19 protein-coding genes and 1 pseudogene are annotated in these 19,038 nt (G+C 66.0%); 10 read left to right on the top strand and 10 right to left on the bottom strand.

Annotated elements, in window-relative coordinates:
• Window positions 1–56: 56 nt before the first annotated feature.
• Window positions 57–278 (bottom strand): BldC family transcriptional regulator, encoded by a 222-nt coding sequence (locus tag OVA31_RS05925; protein WP_164310910.1) that lies wholly within the window; start codon window positions 276–278, stop codon window positions 57–59.
• Between the two features lie 200 nt (window positions 279–478).
• Between OVA31_RS05925 and OVA31_RS05920 the strand changes: the two genes are divergently transcribed.
• The 9 genes and pseudogenes from OVA31_RS05920 (at window position 479) to OVA31_RS05880 (ending at window position 10,121) form a co-directional block, all read left to right on the top strand.
• Window positions 479–805 carry a DUF4229 domain-containing protein gene (locus tag OVA31_RS05920; RefSeq protein WP_267630177.1) on the top strand — a complete coding sequence of 109 codons (327 nt, stop codon included), beginning with the start codon at window positions 479–481 and terminating at the stop codon, window positions 803–805.
• 6 nt (window positions 806–811) lie between these two features.
• Entirely contained in the window at window positions 812–1,945 is a 1,134-nt protein-coding gene (locus tag OVA31_RS05915; protein ID WP_267630176.1) for a PLP-dependent cysteine synthase family protein, read from the top strand.
• Between the two features lie 205 nt (window positions 1,946–2,150).
• Window positions 2,151–2,781 (top strand): annotated as a pseudogene (locus tag OVA31_RS05910) (ABC transporter ATP-binding protein).
• Between the two features lie 11 nt (window positions 2,782–2,792).
• Window positions 2,793–5,354 (top strand): FtsX-like permease family protein, encoded by a 2,562-nt coding sequence (locus OVA31_RS05905; RefSeq protein ID WP_267630175.1) that lies wholly within the window; start codon window positions 2,793–2,795, stop codon window positions 5,352–5,354.
• Window positions 5,355–6,079: 725 nt separating this feature from the next.
• Entirely contained in the window at window positions 6,080–7,867 is a 1,788-nt protein-coding gene (locus OVA31_RS05900) for a hypothetical protein (protein WP_267630174.1), read from the top strand.
• Between the two features lie 77 nt (window positions 7,868–7,944).
• The gene (locus tag OVA31_RS05895) at window positions 7,945–8,235 is read left to right on the top strand and encodes a helix-turn-helix domain-containing protein (protein WP_267630173.1); all 291 of its coding nucleotides are present in this window, start codon (window positions 7,945–7,947) and stop codon (window positions 8,233–8,235) included.
• A complete protein-coding gene (locus OVA31_RS05890; protein ID WP_267630172.1) occupies window positions 8,228–9,145 on the top strand; it encodes a Clp protease N-terminal domain-containing protein in 918 nt (305 codons plus the stop codon). The genes OVA31_RS05895 and OVA31_RS05890 overlap by 8 nt, the downstream gene beginning before the upstream one ends.
• 325 nt (window positions 9,146–9,470) lie before the next feature.
• Window positions 9,471–9,800: a hypothetical protein gene (locus tag OVA31_RS05885; RefSeq protein WP_267631419.1), complete on the top strand. Its 330-nt coding sequence runs from the start codon at window positions 9,471–9,473 to the stop codon at window positions 9,798–9,800.
• A gap of 54 nt (window positions 9,801–9,854) precedes the next feature.
• Window positions 9,855–10,121, top strand: coding sequence for a cyclic-phosphate processing receiver domain-containing protein (locus OVA31_RS05880; protein ID WP_267630171.1), 267 nt, complete (start codon window positions 9,855–9,857; stop codon window positions 10,119–10,121).
• A gap of 27 nt (window positions 10,122–10,148) precedes the next feature.
• Here the strand turns inward: OVA31_RS05880 and OVA31_RS05875 are convergent, their stop codons facing one another.
• From OVA31_RS05875 to OVA31_RS24745, 6 genes are all read right to left on the bottom strand, one after another.
• Window positions 10,149–11,018: a 1,4-dihydroxy-2-naphthoate polyprenyltransferase gene (locus OVA31_RS05875; protein WP_267630170.1), complete on the bottom strand. Its 870-nt coding sequence runs from the start codon at window positions 11,016–11,018 to the stop codon at window positions 10,149–10,151.
• Between the two features lie 85 nt (window positions 11,019–11,103).
• Entirely contained in the window at window positions 11,104–11,745 is a 642-nt protein-coding gene (locus OVA31_RS05870) for a TetR/AcrR family transcriptional regulator (RefSeq protein ID WP_267630169.1), read from the bottom strand.
• A 178-nt stretch (window positions 11,746–11,923) separates the two neighbouring features.
• Window positions 11,924–12,508, bottom strand: coding sequence for a YdcF family protein (locus OVA31_RS05865; RefSeq protein ID WP_267630168.1), 585 nt, complete (start codon window positions 12,506–12,508; stop codon window positions 11,924–11,926).
• Window positions 12,509–12,588: 80 nt separating this feature from the next.
• A complete protein-coding gene (locus OVA31_RS05860; protein ID WP_267630167.1) occupies window positions 12,589–12,900 on the bottom strand; it encodes a hypothetical protein in 312 nt (103 codons plus the stop codon).
• Between the two features lie 38 nt (window positions 12,901–12,938).
• Complete coding sequence (locus OVA31_RS05855; RefSeq protein WP_267630166.1) at window positions 12,939–14,681, bottom strand: HNH endonuclease signature motif containing protein; 1,743 nt, start codon at window positions 14,679–14,681, stop codon at window positions 12,939–12,941.
• Window positions 14,682–15,580: 899 nt separating this feature from the next.
• Window positions 15,581–15,841 carry a hypothetical protein gene (locus OVA31_RS24745; protein WP_420714144.1) on the bottom strand — a complete coding sequence of 87 codons (261 nt, stop codon included), beginning with the start codon at window positions 15,839–15,841 and terminating at the stop codon, window positions 15,581–15,583.
• A 1-nt stretch (window position 15,842) separates the two neighbouring features.
• Here OVA31_RS24745 and OVA31_RS05850 point away from each other — a divergent pair, with 1 nt between their 5' ends.
• Window positions 15,843–16,694 carry a GmrSD restriction endonuclease domain-containing protein gene (locus OVA31_RS05850; protein ID WP_420714143.1) on the top strand — a complete coding sequence of 284 codons (852 nt, stop codon included), beginning with the start codon at window positions 15,843–15,845 and terminating at the stop codon, window positions 16,692–16,694.
• 76 nt (window positions 16,695–16,770) lie between these two features.
• Here OVA31_RS05850 and OVA31_RS05845 read toward each other — a convergent pair whose 3' ends face one another.
• From OVA31_RS05845 to OVA31_RS05835, 3 genes are all read right to left on the bottom strand, one after another.
• Window positions 16,771–17,223 (bottom strand): hypothetical protein, encoded by a 453-nt coding sequence (locus OVA31_RS05845; protein WP_267630164.1) that lies wholly within the window; start codon window positions 17,221–17,223, stop codon window positions 16,771–16,773.
• 58 nt (window positions 17,224–17,281) lie between these two features.
• The gene (locus OVA31_RS05840) at window positions 17,282–18,496 is read right to left on the bottom strand and encodes a DUF6745 domain-containing protein (protein ID WP_267630163.1); all 1,215 of its coding nucleotides are present in this window, start codon (window positions 18,494–18,496) and stop codon (window positions 17,282–17,284) included.
• Window positions 18,497–18,642: 146 nt separating this feature from the next.
• Window positions 18,643–18,903, bottom strand: a complete 261-nt coding sequence (locus tag OVA31_RS05835; RefSeq protein ID WP_267630162.1) for a hypothetical protein — start codon at window positions 18,901–18,903, stop codon at window positions 18,643–18,645.
• Window positions 18,904–19,038: the final 135 nt, after the last annotated feature.

Raw genomic sequence — 19,038 nt, 5'->3', positions numbered from 1 at the left:
CTACCAGCGTACGTGAGGTTGCCATGGGGCGGGGCGGACCCCGTCGGTCGACAGGATCAGTGTGTGCGGCGGTTCAGCAGTTCGACGACGTCGGCCTCGCGGAAGCGACGGTGACCGCCCGGGGTGCGGATCGATCCCAGCAGGCCGGAGCTGGCCCAGCGGGCCACGGTCTTCGGGTTGACGTTGAACATGGACGCGACCTGGCCGGGCGTCAGGGTGTGCTGACTCGCAAGGCCTGGGGTGATGATGCCGTGGGTGGCTGAGTCGATGACAGTCATGTGTGTTCCTCTTCTCTCGCCTGCAACGATGAACATGCAACGATGAAATATGTGGGGTCTGGTTCATGGATACACGCCGGATGCCTGGGTACTCGAACGGTCAGCAATTGGTAAAGAGAGTGCAAAACCGACATTCGAGACGTCCGGATCGCCGCAAATGGGCGAAAATGGGCGACCTCGCGGGCAGTACCCTTGACACCGTGAGTGAAGACAAGGCAGTGGACACGAGTACCGACCGCGAGGCGACCGCAGGCAGCGTTGCGCTGTCGCTGGCGCTCTACACCCTCGCGAGGCTGGCGCTGGTCGTCGTGGTGGCGGCGATCATCATCGGTGGCGGCGCGATCGCAGGCGTCCAGGTGCCGCTCTTGGTGGCTGCCGTGTTCGGTGTCCTGATCGCCCTGCCGCTGGGCATGGTCTTGTTCAAGTCCCTGCGTCTGCGGGTGAACCGGCAGATCGCGGCCGTCGACGATGCCCGTCGGCGACGACACGACGACCTGCAATCCCGCCTGCGCGGCCAGGCCGACTGAGTCGGGATGAAGCCGACCAGGATCGTCGACCATCGCGGCGACCGCACGTGGTCGGAGAACGCGGTACGTCTGATCGAGGCGGACGGTCGTCGCAGTGCCGACACGCACTTGCATCGCGTGCTGTTGCCGAACTGGTCCAGGTGGACCGCCGACGACGGGACCGACGTCGGCGTCGACCTGTATCTCAAGGACGAGAGCACCCATCCGACCGGTTCGCTCAAGCATCGACTGGCCCGTTCGCTGTTCCTCTATGCACTCTGCAACGGCTGGGTGCGGGAGGGCACCACCGTCATCGAGGCGTCGTCCGGGTCGACCGCGGTCAGTGAGGCCTACTTCGCGAAGCTGATCGGCGTCCCGTTCATCGCGGTGATGGCGTCGAGTACCTCTCCGTCGAAGACTGCGCTCATCGAGCGGGAGGGCGGTCGCTGTCACTTCGTCGAACGCGCGGGTGACGTTTACGCCGAGGCACTCCGGCTCGAAACCGAGCTGAACGGTCATTTCATCGATCAGTTCACGATGGCCGAGCGTGCGACTGACTGGCGTGGCAACAACAACATCGCCGAATCGATCTTCGCGCAGATGGCCGACGAGGATCATCCGATCCCGACCTGGATCGTGGTCGGGGCGGGAACCGGTGGCACGTCGGCCACCCTCGGTCGCTACGTGCGCTACCGGCGCCACCCAACCTGGCTCGCCGTGGTCGACCCGGAGAACTCGGTCTTCCTGCCGGCCTACGACACCGCCGACGGCACGCTCACCTCCGAGGTGGGTTCGCGGATCGAGGGGATCGGCCGCCCGCGTGTGGAGCCGTCGTTCGTCTCCCAGGTGATCGACCGGATGATCGGCGTCCCCGACGACGCGTCCATCGCGACTGCGCGCTGCGTCAGCGATCGGCTCGGTCGACGCGTCGGCGCCTCGACCGGGACCAACCTGTGGGGAGCCCTGCAGATCGTCGCCGACATGGTGGCGCAGCGGCAGTCCGGCAGCGTGGTCAGCCTGCTCTGCGATTCCGGCGACCGTTACGGCACCACCTATTTCGACGACGGGTGGCTCGGCGAGCACGGATTCGACCTGACCGAGGCGACGGCGGTGCTCGAGAAGTTCTTCGCGTCCGGGAAGTGGACGGCCGCGGTCTCCTGACGCTCTGTTCCCTGAGAAGGGATCTTCCCCAGGCCCCCTGAGAAGCGAGCTTGCGAGCGTCCCTTGTTCCCTGAGAAGCGAGCTTGCGAGCGTATCGAAGGGCCGCACTTAGGGTTACCTCATCGCCGTGGGATAGCATTCGCGTGTGGGCGATGTCGAGGGTGAACCGCTGGTCAAGGCCGTGGGTCTGGTGCGTGAGTACCAGATGGGGGACCAGCTGGTGCGGGCGTTGGACGGTCTGGATCTGACCCTCGACGGCGGGCAGTTCGCGTCGATCGTCGGGTCCGTCGGGTGCGGGCAAGAGCACCCTGCTGCACGTGTTGGGTGCCTTGGATTCTCCGACGTCGGGCACGATCTCGGTGGACGGTATCGACCTCGGTTCGCTCGACGACGAGCAGGCCTCGGCGTTCCGGCGCCATCGCGTCGGTTTCGTGTTCCAGTTCTTCAATCTGGTGCCGACGATGTCGGCGTGGGAGAACGTGGCTTTGCCGCGACTGCTCGACAGTCAGTCGTTGCGCAAGGCCAAGCCGCGTGCGATCGAACTCCTGGAGCGGGTGGGGCTCGGCGATCGTGTCGATCACCGTCCCTCGGAGCTCTCGGGCGGGCAGATGCAGCGAGTGGCGATTGCCCGGTCGTTGATCATGGATCCGACGATCCTGTTGGCCGACGAGCCGACCGGGAACCTCGATTCGACGACGGGGGATTCGGTACTGGCGTTGTTGTCGGAGGTGGCGCACGACACGGCGGATCGTCTGGTCGTGATGGTGACGCATGATCCGCATGCCGCCGACGTCGCCGACACCACGATCACGGTGCGCGACGGGAAGATCGCGTGAATGCTCGCCCGGTGAGCTCCGCGGCCCGGCGGGCGAATCCGCTCCGTTCGGTCGCGTCCGGGTTGTCGCGGATTCGGGTGCTGAATCTCCGCGAGATCCGCACCCACCGACTGCGGGTCGCCACGTCGCTGCTGGTGGTGATCGTCGCGTCGGCACTGTTGATCTCGGTGCTCGGCCTGTACGGGTCGTTGACCGAGTCGGTGCGCCAGGTGAACGCGGCCATCACCGGGACCGCCCAGGTGGAGGTCGCGTCGATCGCCGACTCGGGTATCGACGAAGGGCTGGCCGGCGAGATCCGCGGCGGCGTGCCTGCGGCGAAGTCGGTGGTGCCGCTCATCCGTGACTCGGTGGTGATCGACAACCGCACGACCGCTCTGCTGGGTTCGGATTTCCGGGTCACCGCGCTGTCCGGCGAACTGCGGCAAGCGGTCTCGGCCCAACAGTCCTCGGGCATCGGACAGCAGGATCTCGAGAACGGCATCATCGTCGGTGCGGGGACCGGATTGCGCAAAGGTCAGCAACTGACCATCAACGACGTTCCGGTGCGGGTCATCTCGGTGGTCGAGGGTGACAAGGCAGCGGTACTCAACAAGGGCAACTTCGTCTTCGCCTATCTGGGCCTCGCGCAACGCCTGGCGTCGCGGGCCGACAAGGTCGACTCGATCCTCATCGTGGCGAAACCGGGCGTCGACATCCCGGCCCTCAAGTCGGACGTCTCGCGAGTCGTCGACGGCCGAGCCGTGGTCGTCGACCCGGATTTCCGCGCGAAGCAGGCAGAGGTGGCCAGTTCGGTCACCCGCGACGCGACCCTCCTCGTCTCGCTCATCTCGTTGGTCATCGCGGGCTTCCTGGTGTTCAACACCATGAACATGGCCGTGGCGTCACGTCGGCAGTCGCTCGCGATGATGCGTGCGCTCGGCGCACGGCGCGGACATCTCGTCGGCGACCTCCTGGGCGAATCGGCGCTGTTCGGATTCGTCGGCGGGCTGATCGGTGTACCCATCGGCATCCTCGCGGGACGGTGGGCGATCGGCAGGATTCCCGAGGCCGAAACGGATACCTTGGCGACCGCGGTGAGCTATCACCTGCCTGGGTACGCGCCGGTGATCGCGATCGTCGCATGCGTCGTGGCCTGTGTGGCGGCGACGTCGCTGGCCGCGCGGTCGGTGTTCGCGGTGTCACCCGTGGAGGCGATGATCGCCGGTGAGGTCGCCGACAACTCGACGAAACCCGGACGCGCCGTGTGGATCTCCGGAGTCGTCGGGGCGGTGCTGCTGGTGGCGGCGTGGTTCGTCGCGACCACCGTGCCCGGCCGCCCCGCCATCCTGGCAGGGGCCGTCTACGCGGTCGGCGGACTTCTGCTCTGCTATGCGCTGACCAAGCAACTCGTCGCATTGGTCGTGATGTTGACGCGCCGGTTCCGCGGGCCGGGACAGCTCGCGGCGGTGAACACCGAACGCGCACCGCGGCGCGCCTGGGCCACCCTGATGACCGTCGCGGTCGCCGTGGCAGTCGGTATGGGCACCTCGGGCGCGCTCGACAACCTGGTCGGGTCGATATCGAACTCGCTCGACGGTCTGGCGGACCCCGACTTCTATTTGTCGTCCGACGCCGGCGGTGGCCTGCCGACCGGGCCGCCGATGTCGTCGGAGATCGAGTCCGAGGTGGCGAAGGTGCCGGGCGTGACGAAGGTTGTCGGCGCTCACTGGGCCAGCCTCAACATCGGCGAGGCCGCGGTATACGTGCAGGGACTCGAGCCGGGATCGTTGGCGCCGTTTGTGAAGAAGGCCAGTCCGCAAGCGCTGCAGCGGGTTCTGGCCGGCGATGGCATCCTGTTGTCGAACGTGCTCGCCCGGACCCTCGACGCGCACGCGGGCGACACCCTGCGGCTGGCCACCCCGAGCGGCTACCGCGACGTCCCCGTTATCGAGACCGTCAACTACATCTCGATGGGCTCGGGTACCGCGGCGATGTCGAACACGGTGCTCTCCGACTGGTTCGACCGCCCCTACAACACCTACCTGCAGGTCTCCACCGACCCGAACGCCGACCAGACCCAGATCCGGGAGCGGCTCGATGCGGTCGCGGCGGCCAACCCGTCGGTCGGGGGCCAGGCCGTCACCGTGGAGTCGGGAGCGGAGGCCTTGTCGGCCGCCCAGGAGCAGGCCCAGCAGGCAGGTGCGTTCACCATCGCCATCCAGTGGATCGTGGCGCTCGCGGCCGCAGTCGCACTGCTGAACACCTTGCTGCTCTCCGTGATCGAGCGTCGGCGAGAACTCGGGGTGCTGCGGGCGATGGGCGCATCGCGCCGGTTCATCTCGCGGATGGTGGTGGCCGAGGCGGCCGGCATCGCGCTGATCGGCTCGGTCACCGGGCTGGTGCTGGGCAGTGCGCTGCACTTCCTCTCCGACAAGATCCTCTCCGCGACAACGTCGATCGAGATCGCGTACTCGCCCCGACCGTCGACGCTGCTGTTCGTCGGCGTCGCCTGTGCGCTCTGCATCGTCGGGGCACTGGTGCCGGCCCAGCGGGCGTCCCGGATGAACATCAGCGAGTCGATTCTGACCGAGTAGTCGGCTCCGGCGACATCAGCATCACCTCAGCCGGGCGTTGTCCACATAGTGTGCTCATTGGTCCGGTGAGGTGATCCTGATGTCAGTCTTCTTCTTGCCTCGCCGCAGATGGCGACCCTCGCGCACGATCGCGAGCACCTGTCCCTCCGCGTCCTCCCACCCGGTCGTGACTGCCGTGTAGGTGAAACGCAGTGTGAGATAACCATATTCGGCTGCTTTGCGATAGCGTCGTCGGTCTTCCTATGTACTTCATGGCGATGAGTATCACCGGCGGATGCGCCGACCAACCGCGCTCGTGACACATCTGTGGACAACCGGCGCTCATGGAACCCCGACGACGTGCACTGCGTCGTATCTCCAGACATGCCCCATCGGCGTTGCGCCGATCCGTTTCGAAGGAGGTCGACGATGGCATCGGATCGGCGATACCCGACATCTCCCGGCTTCGGTATCCGGCCCGAGGAGGTCGCAAGCGCAGCGAATGCGTGGCGCTCGCAGGCGACGGTGATCCGAGACGTTGATCTCGGAGCGCTGGAGCATGTTTCGTGCCCGTCGAGCCGGGTGGCGTTGGCATTGCGGGCCGCAGCAGTGGCAGCCAGGAACGCGACTGCCGCGGTCGCCGACCGGCTGGAGGCAATAGGGATGACTCTGCATCGCCTGCGGATCGACTCGGACAGCGAGGATCGTGCGGCCGCGACATCCTTCAGAGACCCCTCCAGACCTTGATGCGTCCGACGATCCCCGAACTGCGCGAATGGAACACCCATCGGGTCAGTGAGGCGGGAGCGGTCGCCGAGTCAGCGGCGGCAACCCTCGACAACGCGATGGATGGGGTGATCCGTGCTCTCGACGCCACGTCGGGTTGGTGTGGCGAGAGCCGTTGTGCGGCAGACCTGACCGTCGCTCGGGAGCGCGGGAACGTGCACGAGATCCGCAACATCCTGAACCGGATCGCCGACGAGGCCGAGGACGCCGGCGCCGATCTGACCCATGCACGCGAACTCGTGCTCCGATTGGTCGACGCCGCGCTCGCGGGCGGATTCGTCGTCACCGATCTCGGCGAGGTGGTGCGCGTCGACATGTCGAAAGAGACTGACGCCCAGGCGCTCGAGGTGGCGATCATGAGGGCGCTCGAGGTGGTCGGGCAGCTCGACGACGACCATGGTGCGCGCCTCGAACGACTTGCCGGTGAACTCGCCGCCACGCGAACCGGCCAACCAGTGCCCCGGTTCTCCAATGGACACAACGTGAATCCCGACGAAGTGGTGGCAACGCTGCGGAGCATGACAGCGGTCGAGCGCCGGGAACTGTGGTCGCGCATGGCCGCGGACGACCGCCGCCGGGTCATGCATGCCGATCCCCAGACCATCGGCAACCTCGACGGCGTCGACTTCGACACCCGCGCAGACGCCAACGAGATCAACATCCGGAACGCGTTGACCGAGGAGCGGCAGGCTGGCCGGGCGGCAGGTCCGCGTGCGGCAGTGCTCGAGGAGTTCGCGAAGCGGAGTCCCGACGGGACCGCGGAACGCAGGTTCATCGCCTTCGACAACACCGCCGAGGGACGGTTCATCGAGATGGTCGGCGGACTGGGATCGGGCACCCGCAACGCCACCGTCTACGTCCCCGGAACGCGTAGCTCGATGAATCGGAGCGCGGAATCCTACGGCGTTGCACAAGATCTCGCACAGCGAACCGGCGGACCCGTGTTCGTCTACCTCGACGGTGACCTGCCACAGAAGGTCGGCTTCGAGGGGCTGCCCGACGCAGTCGGCAGGGGAGCGGTCGCCGGCCTTCTCGGTATCGGATCGGGCCTCGGGGAGTCGATCGACGACTCCGCAGTCGAGACCGGTTTCGCGCGGGACATGGCTCCACGTCTTGTCGGATTCGGGGCGGCCCTCGACGCCGAGCTCGCGCAGCGCGCGCCGGAGGCGACGACGACGTTCATCGGATTCTCCTACGGCGGATCGGTGGTCGGTTCGGCCGAACAACTGGGGTTGCGTGCCGACCGGGTCGTCTACGCGTCGTCGGCGGGTACCGGCGTATTCGACGGACCGTGGCGCAACCCGAACCCCGAGGTCGAGCGATATTCGCTGACGGCCCCGGGCGACCCGATCCAGTACGTCCAGTCGGTGCCGGGCAATCCGCATGGTTCCGACCCCGACACCGCGGCGGGGGTCGTCCGGATGGACACCGGATTCACCGGGCCCGACGCGAACGGACACCGCACCCTGATCGAGGGCACCAGCTCGCACGGCTCCTACTGGCACGACCCGAACTCCGACGCTTTCCGGAACATCGTCCGGGTCATCAACGGCGACGAACCCACCCCATACGTCGAGCGCGCGCCCGACCGGCCCACCGATCCGTACGCCGAGGGGCTGCTCGACATCGTGGTGGAGGGTGGCAAGCAGATAATCAGGGACGGTCTCGGTCCGCTCGGTGATCTGCTCGACGGCGACATCGACCTGCCGGGTCCCATCCCGGACATCCCACTGCGTTTGCCCTGGTGAGCCGTTCGTCAGCAGCTTGCGAAGATTCTCTGTCAATAATTCTTGACAACGGGTTGATGTCAACATAACCTGACAACATGCACGACGAAGAGAATCCGACCCATACGGCACATGCCGACGCCACTGGCGCCGACCTCGCGGGTGACGCCGCGAGCAGCGACCCCGCCCGGGGGCTGGCCGCGGTTCGGGCGCTGCGAACCCTGGCCGACCGTCTCGAGGACGTCCAGGTCGCCAATGCCCGCGCCAACGGATGGAGCTGGCAGTCGATCGCAGAAGTTCTGCAGATCAGCCGCCAAGCCGTGCACCAGAAACATTCACAACGTGAGGCCCGCGCGAGCGGGCCAGAAGGAGACATCAACAATGTTTGAGCGATTCAACCGTGATGACAGAATGCTGCTGGCTTTCGCCATGCAGGAGGCCGGCGACCTGGGTCACCGGCAACTCGGCAACGATCACCTCATCCTGGGCATGCTCTGCAACGCCCGGAGTCCGCTGTTCACGCTGCTCGGCGAGCAGGGTCTGACCCTGACGTCGGCACGCGAGGCGGCGCAGAAGTATCACGCCGAGCACGACGACACCGCCGAGGCCGCCGACGCCGGCGCCGAGGAATCGGCGAAGCAACGCTATGACGAGGACCGAGATGCCCTGCGCAGCATCGGCATCGACCTCGACAAGGTGCGCGAGGCCGTCCGCGGCCGATTCGGTGAAGACGTATCCGAGGGCTGGGCCGAGCGCCCGGACCGCGGATACGGCCGACGCGGCCGCGGCGGGCCCGATGGCCGCGGACGGGGCCGGGGGCACCGGCACGGACATGGCCCACATCGGGGTCGTGGACCTCGTCCGGACGGGTGCGATCCCGAAGGGTTCGGTCCTGAGGGCTTCGGCCCCGGCGGCTTTGGGCCCGGTGGATTCGGCCCCGGCGGACCGGGCTTCGGTCCGGAAGGCTTCGGCCGCGGCGGCTTCGGTCCGGGACCCTTTGGCCCGGGTGGGCCGTTCGCCGACGACGAGGGGCCCTGGGAACCGGGTCGCGGACGACGCGGACCGCGTGGCCGTGGGTCGCGCCCACGTTTCGCCGCCGAGACCCGAGACGTTTTCGGAAAGGCCGTGGAACTCGCGCGTGAGCGCGGCGACCGGCGGCTGCGTCCTGAGTACCTCCTGATCGGCATCATCGACGCCGGTGACGACGCATCGCGCGCCGTCATCGCGTCGGCCACCAGTGCCGACGATCTCAAGGCCGCCGTACTGGCGAGCCTGCCGGAGGTCGATGCCGGCGTGTGACGCCGGTGTGACGCTCGGGCGGTGACGCCCAGCGGCACACGATGATCGGCCGGTCGTCCTCGTGATCGAGGGCGGCCGGCCGATCTGTTGCATTGTGAGATATGGCCATCTGCGGATGTTGTCATTTCCGAATGTGTTGCTGCGCAACAGATGTGGCTCACGTGAGGCTGGGTGACTTGTTGTGGATTCCGCCTGTACCGTCCGCGCGGCGCGGCGAGATCACGCCCCTTCGGGTCACCAGATCGAGCTGAGTAGCCCGCCACCCGGCCGGGGTGGGGCCGGCTTGTCGATGTACGTTATTCGAACTAGTGTTCGACATGTGAGCATGAAGTGGATCGGCGGCGACAGCGGCCAACCACGACGACCGGTGTACTTCCCGGTCGGCCACAAGGCCGTGCTCGTCGACCTGAACGCCCTGTATCCGCAGACCCCGCACTACACCGGCGAGTACTTTCCGGATGGTCTGCAGATCCGGTCGGTGCACCTCGGTGTGCTCACGGCGTGGGCCCGGTCGGAATGGGGCGAGTGGTACGGCAAGGTCACCTACACGATCACCGCCAAGGACCGGCAGGAGAAGGTGACGCACTGGGTGCCGGGCTGGGCATTGCGGCCGGCGGATACGGCTCCTCCGCAGGGGCAGCGCCGAGGTAGGTGAGGGGAGCGCAGATATTCATTCGCCCCGGACCTGTGAGTCTGCCACCGTGGTCGGATGAAACTCTGGGTCGACGACCTCCGCCCGGCCCCCGACGGCTGGACATGGTGCACCACGAGCGCAGCTGCCATCGACGCGCTGAGTGGATCAGAACCGGTCGAGGAGCTCTCACTCGATCACGATCTCGGCGGTGACGACACCACGCGGCCCATCGTGTTGTGGATGTGTGAACACGGGGTGTGGCCGGAGGAGGTTCGGGTGCACAGTGCCAACCCGGTCGGCGTCGAATGGCTGGAGGGCATGATCGCCCGGTACAAGCCGTGACCGATAGGTGGCGGCGGGGAATCTCGATCAGCTGATCATCAGACCGACCGCCGACAACACCGCCCACGCGAGCATGGCCTGCCCGGTGCCGCCGAGCGCCGGGATCAGCCCGGGACCAAGTGCGCCCGCCCGCACGGGTTTGTAGGCGAGCCACACCAGCGGAGCCGCGAGCAGGCCGAGCAGTGCCCAGGGGGTCGCGGCGATGAGTGCAAGGCTCACCACGAGTGGAACGGCGAGGAGTACGCCGAAGAAGATGCGGGTCTTCTTGTCGCCCAGCCGAACCGCGAGGGTGACCTTGCCGGACTCGGTATCGCTGGGGATGTCGCGCAGATTGTTGACCACCAGCACGGCCGACGAGATGGAGCCGATCGCGATCGCGCACAGCAGCCCGACCCAGTCGACGGTGTCACCGACCACGTATTGCGTGCCGAGCACCGCAACCAGCCCGAAGAAGACGAACACGGCGATCTCGCCGAGTCCGATGTAGCCGTACGGTTTGTTGCCGCCGGTGTAGAACCAGGCGCCGGCGATACAGATGGCGCCCACCACGACCAGCCACCAGGCAGTGCTGATGGCCAGCGCCAACCCGCAGATCGCGCCGACCGCGAAGCAGGCGAACGCGGCGCGCTTCACCGCACCCGGCGACGCTGCCCCGGACCCGACCAGTCGCATCGGACCGACCCGATCGTCGTCGGTGCCGCGGATTCCGTCGGAGTAATCGTTGGCGAAGTTCACGCCGATGATGAACGCGACCGCGACCAGGAGTGCGAGTACTGCCTTCCACCACACGACATCGCCGAGGTCGCGCACCGCTCCCACGCCGACGACGACCGGCGCGATCGCATTGGGCAGCGTGCGAGGGCGCGCGCCTTCTAGCCACTGCTTCGGGGTTGCCACGAGATCGATCCTGCCACGCAGGTACGGCCGGGATGTCGGTGGCATTGGGCTTGCTGGGAGTTCACACGCCGGGCGAGTCGCGGAGCTACGCCGAGTTCCGTACGGGCACCTGTTCCGCACCGACCAGCCGCGACGACTCGCTGCCGATATTGCAGATTCGCGACATCGCGAGCCGGATCATCGGCCTGGTGAAGGCCTCATACTTGCCGACGACCAACTGCTGCAGTAGCCCGTCCATCAGCGCGACGACGATCGTTGCCGCCTCCTCGGGCCGTGCTGGCTCAAAAGGAGCGCCGACCACTACCGAGAGCTCGATGAGCTGCCTCCGGTGTGACTCGATCAATTCGCCCAGCTCGGGATAGAACTGCGCTTCGGCCAGCAGCATCTGTCGCGCGGTGACCACGGCCAGGCCCTTTCGTCGAGCCGTGTCGACGAAGTTGGTCCCGCACTCGACCACTGTCCTCTGGTCGTGGGGGCCGGGTCCCAGGAGTGGCCCGAACGACTCGGCAGCAAGTGTCTGCAGCTCCTCGTGGACTGTCTCCAGGGCAAGTGCGAGGAGCTTGGCGCGGGTGGGTGCGTAATAGTTCACCGAGCCGATGGGAAACCCGGCGGTCTCGTCGACTGCCCGATGGGTGAGCGCTCGTAGTCCGTGAGTGGCGATGATCTCGATGGATGCCTCGCCGAACTTGCGGCGCCGTTCACGTTGGCGATGATTTCTGGGTGCCATGACGCTTCTCCTTCACACTCGCACCCCAACGCCCGCTGTCCATTTCGCGGGCCTGGGCTGCGCAACCGAGAGTTCAGTCTATAAGCGTGAGCCAGCCCGGGGCCGTTTGGGAAGCCAAGGTCTCAGCAGCTGTTGAGATGTCTTCGGGCGATATCGCTGTTTCCTGCGACGAGGTTCGCTATCGGTCGCACCCGAGTACGGCGGCTTTGGCGAGCCCGCCGTATTGGTAGGCGTATTGATACGCCCATTTGACGACAGATCGCGAATAGTCGCGCGGGACGCTGCGCATGATCACCTGTCCGTCGAAACATTGTCCGAAGATGTACCGGGCGCGCACCATGTGATAGCGCCAGCTGATCACAATCACCGATCGCCAGCCACGCTCCTTTGCCAGGTGTTGGATGAACATGGCCTCGCCCTGTTTCGTCGACGGATCCGGCGCGAAGCAGATGACCTCTATGTCGGGGGTGCCTGCATTGCAGACGCGGTCCATGATCTGTTTGTCGAGGAGTGGGTAAGGGCGGTACGGATCCGAGATCGCGACAGTTTTGGCGAATCCCTCGTGCGCCAATCGGAGTCCGTAATCCTCTCGGCCGTCGTGCTCGCCGCCTAGGACGACGATGGCATCCGCAGGTCGTAGTTCGTCCTGGTGTTCGCGGTTGAAGAGCTGATAGCCGACTCCGACGACGGTCGCGGCGACGATGAGCAGCACGCAGAGAGCGATGGCGGCGATGGATCTGAACCGAGATCGCCGTACCGCCATTCCTGAATTGTGCACGGCTCGAGTGCGAGTGGCGGATCGTTGTACGACAGATCACACGGGCTGGTCCAGGAGTGATTCGCTCAGCGAGACCTGCGTCGTGCTCTTCGCTCGCGCGCCCACCGTCGCCCGGCTCGAGTCTCGGTCTGCCAGAGCGCCCATCCTGCGATGGCGAACCCGACGACCGACAGCACATCCCCTTCGGTCACTCCGTGGCGGGCGCTGAGCACGAACAGCGTTCGACCCTCCAGCGGTCCGTTGAACACGATCCACGCTCCGGCCACCACGACGAGCACCGTGGCCGACCATCGTCCCGGACGGGCCAGGCACCATGCGCCGCTGGTGAAGAGCAGTCCCAGGAGGACAAGCGCGTGGAACGGATCGATCGATCGCATCCCACCAGTATCCAGTGACGGCGGTGGGGCAGTCGCATTTACCGGGCCAGGTCGAGGTCGTCTGGTGTGAGGATTTCGACTGTGATGCCGTCGTGTACGAGTCGGGTGAAGCGCATGGGTCCGGCGTATCGGTAGTCGGGTGGGGCCACTTCTTTTGGGCGTGCGGGGGTGTCACCTGAGAGTCCGCTGTCGTCGAGGTGGTGTCGGAGGGTGTCGGCGATGTGGTTGCGTCGGTTGATGCGTGGCGGGTTGGGTGGTCGGGTGCCGTCGGTGTTGCGGGTCCAGGCGGGGCGGCCGGCGTCGGGTCCGTCGGCGACGATGTGGGTGGTGAATTGTCCGGGTTTGGGTCCGACCATGCGGTTGTGGGTGGGACACGCGGCGGCGAGGGCGTCGATGTCGGTGCGGCCGCCGTCGGCCCAGTCGCGTTCGGCGTGGTGAACTTCGGTGTGGCTGAACGGCATGTCGCAGTCGGGGTGGGTGCAGTGGGCGCCGTCGCGGGCGAAGAGCGCCAGGCGTTGGGCTTGGTTGGCGAATCGTTTCGCGGTGCCCAGGTGCAGGACTTCGCGGGTGTGGTCGGCGAACACGGCCAGGTGCAGGTCGGCGTGGGCGGCGAGTTCGATGATGTCGGCGATGGGCAGGGTGGCGCCGGTGGTGGTGTGGCCGAGGCCGGCCCGTTCGCGTAGTTCCTGTTCGGTGATCGCGATGATCACGTGTGGCGGCAGTCCGCGGTGACTGTCGCCGAGTCCACCGCTTTTCAGGATGTAGTCGAGCAGGGCGCGCAACGCGTCGTGGTTGCGTTGTTCGGGGGTGCGGGCATCGCGGGCGGCGGCGTCGGCGAGGGTGTCGGGGTCGGCGTGTTCGCGTTGTCCGGTGGGTGATTGCGTGTCGTCGGGGTTGTTCATGCCGGGTGCGGCCCAGGCGGCGAGTACGACGTTGAACATGGCGCGGGTGGTCGGGTCCAGGGTGGCGGTCAGCCGGCTCATTTGTTGGGCGTCGTGTTTGCTCAGCAGCAGGCGGCGTTGGCGGGCGCGGTCACGCTGATCGGTCACGGTGCCGTCGGGGTCGAGGTGGCCCAGGATGCGGGCGCCGAGGTCGGTGAGTGTTTTCGGGGAGAAGTCGCGAGCGAAGTAGGCCAGACTGGCTTCGGCCGCCTCCACCAGGCCGGGTGCCACCGCGGCCGGGATGCGTGCCATGGCGTTCACGATGGTGTGTACGTGGTCGGGTCCGATCGCGCCGTCGGCCAGCGCGGCGGCCGTCTGCGGGAAGCGCGGGGCGAGCAATTCGCCCTGCAGGTTGTACATCTGCGAGACCGCGGCCATCTGTTCTTTGCGGTGGCGTAGGTCGCCGATGCGCAGCCGTTCGGCCATGAAGTTGTGCAGTGAGCGGTAGCCGGCGGCGGTGTGGGCGTCGCGGTCGCAGACGTCCATGACCCGGCGGTGTCCGATCGAACTCATCCGGCGGGCGGCGCGTTCGTGTTCGGCGGCCACCGCCACCAGATCGGCCTCACCGGTGGCGGTGGTGTCGATGCCGGCGATGCGGTCGAGCATTCCGTGCAGCTCACGGTAGAGCTCCACCACATTCTCACCGGCGGGCAGATCACCGACCGACGCCGCGGCGGCCGTGGCCAATTCGGCCTGTCGGTCGAGCAGTTCGTCATGACTGCGCGGATGATGCTCGGCGAACATGCCCTGCGGTAACCACTGGCCGGCCACCGCCGCCACATCGACCTCACCACCGTCATCGACAGACGCATGGGCATGATCGGAGTCGGACTCGCTCATGTGGCGGACCCCCGGATCCGGTTTGTTCGAACGTATGTTCGAAGTCTAACAGGTTCGAAACCTTCCGCGCAAGCCCTTTCGCCGAGGCAATCGGCGTCGATCAGTCGAGATGAAATTGCCTCGAAGGGCGGATCGCCCAGAGGCTTGCGACCGCATTGTCCGACTGAAGAGCCTCAGTCTTGTCAGGTGGAATCATGCCGCTCGATGACGCTCCGCGAACTCCGTCGATGAAACCGCAGTCAGGGATTTCGTCGCAGATCTCCTACGCGGATTCAATTCGCACGATCCCTTCTTCCACCCGCACGAGCCGCGGGTCAGCTTTGCCTGGACCGCAGTGGGAACCCATGCCGGCCCACTGGATCCACCGGGCCTCGCGGCTACGGGTTAAGACGTCGAGTTCGACGTCCGAGAGATCATCGAGTTCCGGGACGGGCCTCGCAAGTCATTTCCGCGTCGTGATGGACATGGCCGAATTCGCCCGACAGATCAGAACGTTCCCGGCTCGGGGTAGCATCACCGCCGCGAGACCCGCAGTGCTGCTGGGGAATGCGGAGTAGACGTCGATCACCTGGTCGCCTTCAGCCGACATAGCGGATGCATATTCGAAGAGTTGACGCGACACGTCCGAACCCTGCCGAGGGCCCTGCTTGATCAACGCGATCTGGGAGTTCGGGTATTTGCTGCGTACTTCGGTGATCAACGGTTGGATCTGTGCGGCAAGCGGCTTGTCTATGCGGTTACAAACACTCCCGCCAGTGCTTACGGTCCCGTCGTCGGAGTCGGTATCGGCGCCAACGAGATGATCCCACCCCAAGTGACGCCGGATCTGAGTCGGCGGTCGCGGGATGCCCCTGGGCCTGCAACGAGGACTTGGGTAACGTCCCCACACCGCTCGCCGATCACAGGGTGGGGAATGCCAAGGAACAAAGGGTTGAAGAAGTGAACGCGCAGTCAAAGTCGGGAATCTCGCGCAACAGCCGGACGGCGCTCGTAGCCGGTGTCGCGGTGTTGGCCGGTGTCGTCGTGATCAGCACGGCCTGTGGGCCGGGTGAGTCGGAACCGGTAGCCACGTCGTCGACGGCCTCGGGCGCGGCCACAAACACAACGACGTCGTCGAGCGAGCCGACATTGCGGCCTGTCGCCGCCGCCGGGGCGACCACGGTGTCAGCGAACTCCGCCGACGGCTCGCTCGCGAAGCTCGAGACTCTGGCTGTGAAGGGCCGTGCCCCGAAAACCGGTTACTCCCGTGAGCAGTTCGGACAGGCGTGGACCGACGACGTCTCGGTGGCCGGCGGCCACAACGGCTGCGATACCCGCAACGACATCCTGCGCCGCGACTTGACGGCGATCAGCTTCAAGTCCGGCTCCAACGGGTGCGCGGTGCAAACCGGCACGCTGAATGACCCATACACTGGCACAACGATTTCGTTTGTCCGGGGGAAGACGACGTCGTCGGCAGTGCAGATCGATCACGTCGTGGCGCTCTCGGACGCCTGGCAGAAGGGTGCCCAGCAGTTGAGCCCCATCGAGCGTCGCAACCTCGCGAACGATCCGCGGAACCTGCAAGCCGCCGACGGACCGGCGAATCAGCAGAAGAGCGACGGTGACGCCGCGACCTGGCTCCCGTCGAACAAGTCGTATCGCTGCGCCTACGTATCCCGGCAGATTGACGTCAAAGTGCTCTATCGCCTGTGGGTGACGCAGGCGGAGAAGGACGCGATGGCGCGGATTCTCTCCAGCTGCGGCGGTACCCCGATCGCGACCACCAGCCCGGCACCGGAACCGTCGGAGACCGCGACGAGGACAGCGACACCCGCGCCCGCCTACACTCCGCCGCCGACCACCACTCAGCCGGTGTACGTGGCGCCTCCGCCCGTAGCGGATGACAGCGGCAGCACCTATTACCGCAACTGCTCTGCGGTACGGGCGGCCGGCGCTGCGCCGATTCAGGCGGGCGAGCCGGGCTATCGGTCCGGTTTGGATCGAGACGGTGACGGTGTCGCCTGCGAGTAGTCGTGGCACATCGTCAGGGTCGGTCTCGCTGAAGCCGATCTGGCAATCGATCTCGTCGCCGTCGGGAGGTCTCACGTCAGTCCGCGACCATCTGCACGGCATACAGGCCGGCAGTGCTGCGCTCACGCTGCCTGCGGATGACATACCGTCCAGGTGCGATTCCGGTGGCACCGTGCTCGGGATGGATGAGGTAAGCGGTCACGGCGGTGTCGAGAATGCCTAGGGCGAGGCCGCTTTCGTCGGTGACCGGCGACAGCCAGTTGCAGCGTCCGCTGTCGGCGACCAGGCTGTGCGGGTTGCCGCCGGCCGCACTACGGAGGAGCTCCACGCCTCTCAGCGGTACCCCGACGCGGTGGGTCCACGGCACTGTGCTGACGGCGTCAGCAAGCAACGGGCATGGCACCACGATGAGGTCACCCTGCGCTTGCATACCGTCGATCACCGGTATCGAGATGGTCTGGTCGAGATAGTCGAAGACATCGATGCCCGAGAGCTCGGTGAGATCGGAGAGAGTCATGGTCGAGTTCATGTGATCACCTTGGTGGTTGTCCGAGAACGGAATCGGATGGTGGAGGGCGGTTTCGAGGTCAGGTCCGTCGCACCAGCCCGGCATAGTCGTCGCCGCGGATGCCGTAGGTCCAGCCTGCGGCGTCGAGCGCCGACGGGACAAAGCCGGGTACCTGCAGGCCGTATCGACGACGATGTCCGTCGCGTTCCCGAGAACCGTTGACCGCGAGCAGGATCTTCCCGTTGGTGCGCCACTCACGCGGGGTCGCATACAGCTGCAGCAGGCATCCACTGTTGCCGGGATCGTCTGCCTGATCGACCAGGGTCAGGCCGGCAGCGTCGATGTAGGCGTCCCACCCAATGTGCTCGATCGCGGAACGTCGGACCTCGATGTTGCGTTCCTGCGCAATGCGTTCGGGCGTGGGATCGCTCACCACCCAGTCGGGGACGATGGTGCCGTGCAGGACGTGTACCGCGGCACCGTCGATGAACTCGACAGCGGGTCGATCTGCGTGATGCAATCTGCGCTCATTGTGCACACCGCCCGGTGTCGGTTCGGTGTGCAATGCGGACGGTCGTTCGGACATCACGCAGACGTCGTCGAACGCCCACCACCAGCCCGTGGCGGTGACCAGTGTGGACTGGATCTCCAGCAACTCGACATCATCTGGTGACGGTCTGGCTCGCCCGTACCGCAGGAGGGCGTGGCCGGCGGCGATGTGGTGGGCCTCCTGTTGTCCGTACCAGGTGACGAGCCCGCTGAACGACGTCGTTATCGTCCGGATGGCAGGCGCGATCCCATCAAACAAGCTGGTGCGCAATGGGTCCTGCACACCGGATCGAATGACGACGCGGAGATCCACACCGGCCTCTATCGCATGTTCCGGCGTCATGACCCGAGCGGCCTCGATCGCCAGGCGGGTATCTGAGTGCTGCCACTTGTCGTTCGGGACGCGGGCGGTCATACGTTCGCGTGATAAGGAAATCATGCCGGCAATATGTCGGGCTATGGCATCGTCGGCCAGTGAGATGTTCGACGCGAGGCCTTCGGCTTCGATCAGTTCCGATGCGGCCCGCGGGGACGGCACCCAGATGAACTCGGGTTCAGCACAGCACGATCGTCGATATAACTGTGCGACAGCAGATTCGGCTGAGGCTCTATCGCTGCGGCGAGTTGAGAGACCGTACTCGAGCCAGAAATCGCGGATCGCCGATATGTCGGCAACCTCTTGCCCAGATGGGTTGGAGAGAACGACTCGATCAGGAGTCCATGAGTGGAACGGCACGGCGCTCACGCGAGGGTGGCGGTGTCCGCCTTTCCGGTAGTCATAGCAATCAAGAGTGGCACCGAATCCAGGCCTGCGCAAGTGCGCATACGAAATACGCTATTAAGCAAGCCCTTTCGATTCGTGTGACCTGTTGGCGCAGTGCCTTGGCGCTGTCAGTTGACCGGTACGCACACGAACGTGATGCAGACGGCTTTCGGCACATCCGGGAGCGGGAAGATGGGCACCAGCGGTACGGGGAGCAGCGGAACGGGGAGAAGGGGCACTGGAAGGTCGGGGACGACAATGGTGGCCGCGTCGTGTGACGCGGTCGCCGGGACCGTGGACGGCGCCGCCGATGCGACCGGCGCCAGCGGCATCGACACCGCTGCGCCGATAGCGACGCCGACGGCGACCTTACGAATACTGATGGTCATGGCTGCTCTCCTCTGGAGATGTCCGGTGTGAACCGGCCGCTGATTGTGTTCTGGTACGGAACGTTTCGTTGCCGACGCTAACGAGTTCAGGTCGCTCGACCCGCATCATCAACCTGCCTTCCCGGTGCGGGGCTC

The organism is Gordonia sp. SL306 (genome assembly GCF_026625785.1).
Classification (GTDB): Bacteria; Actinomycetota; Actinomycetes; order Mycobacteriales; family Mycobacteriaceae; genus Gordonia.
The sequence above is the reverse complement of the archived record's forward strand: the minus strand, read 5'-3'. Positions and strand labels throughout refer to the sequence as shown.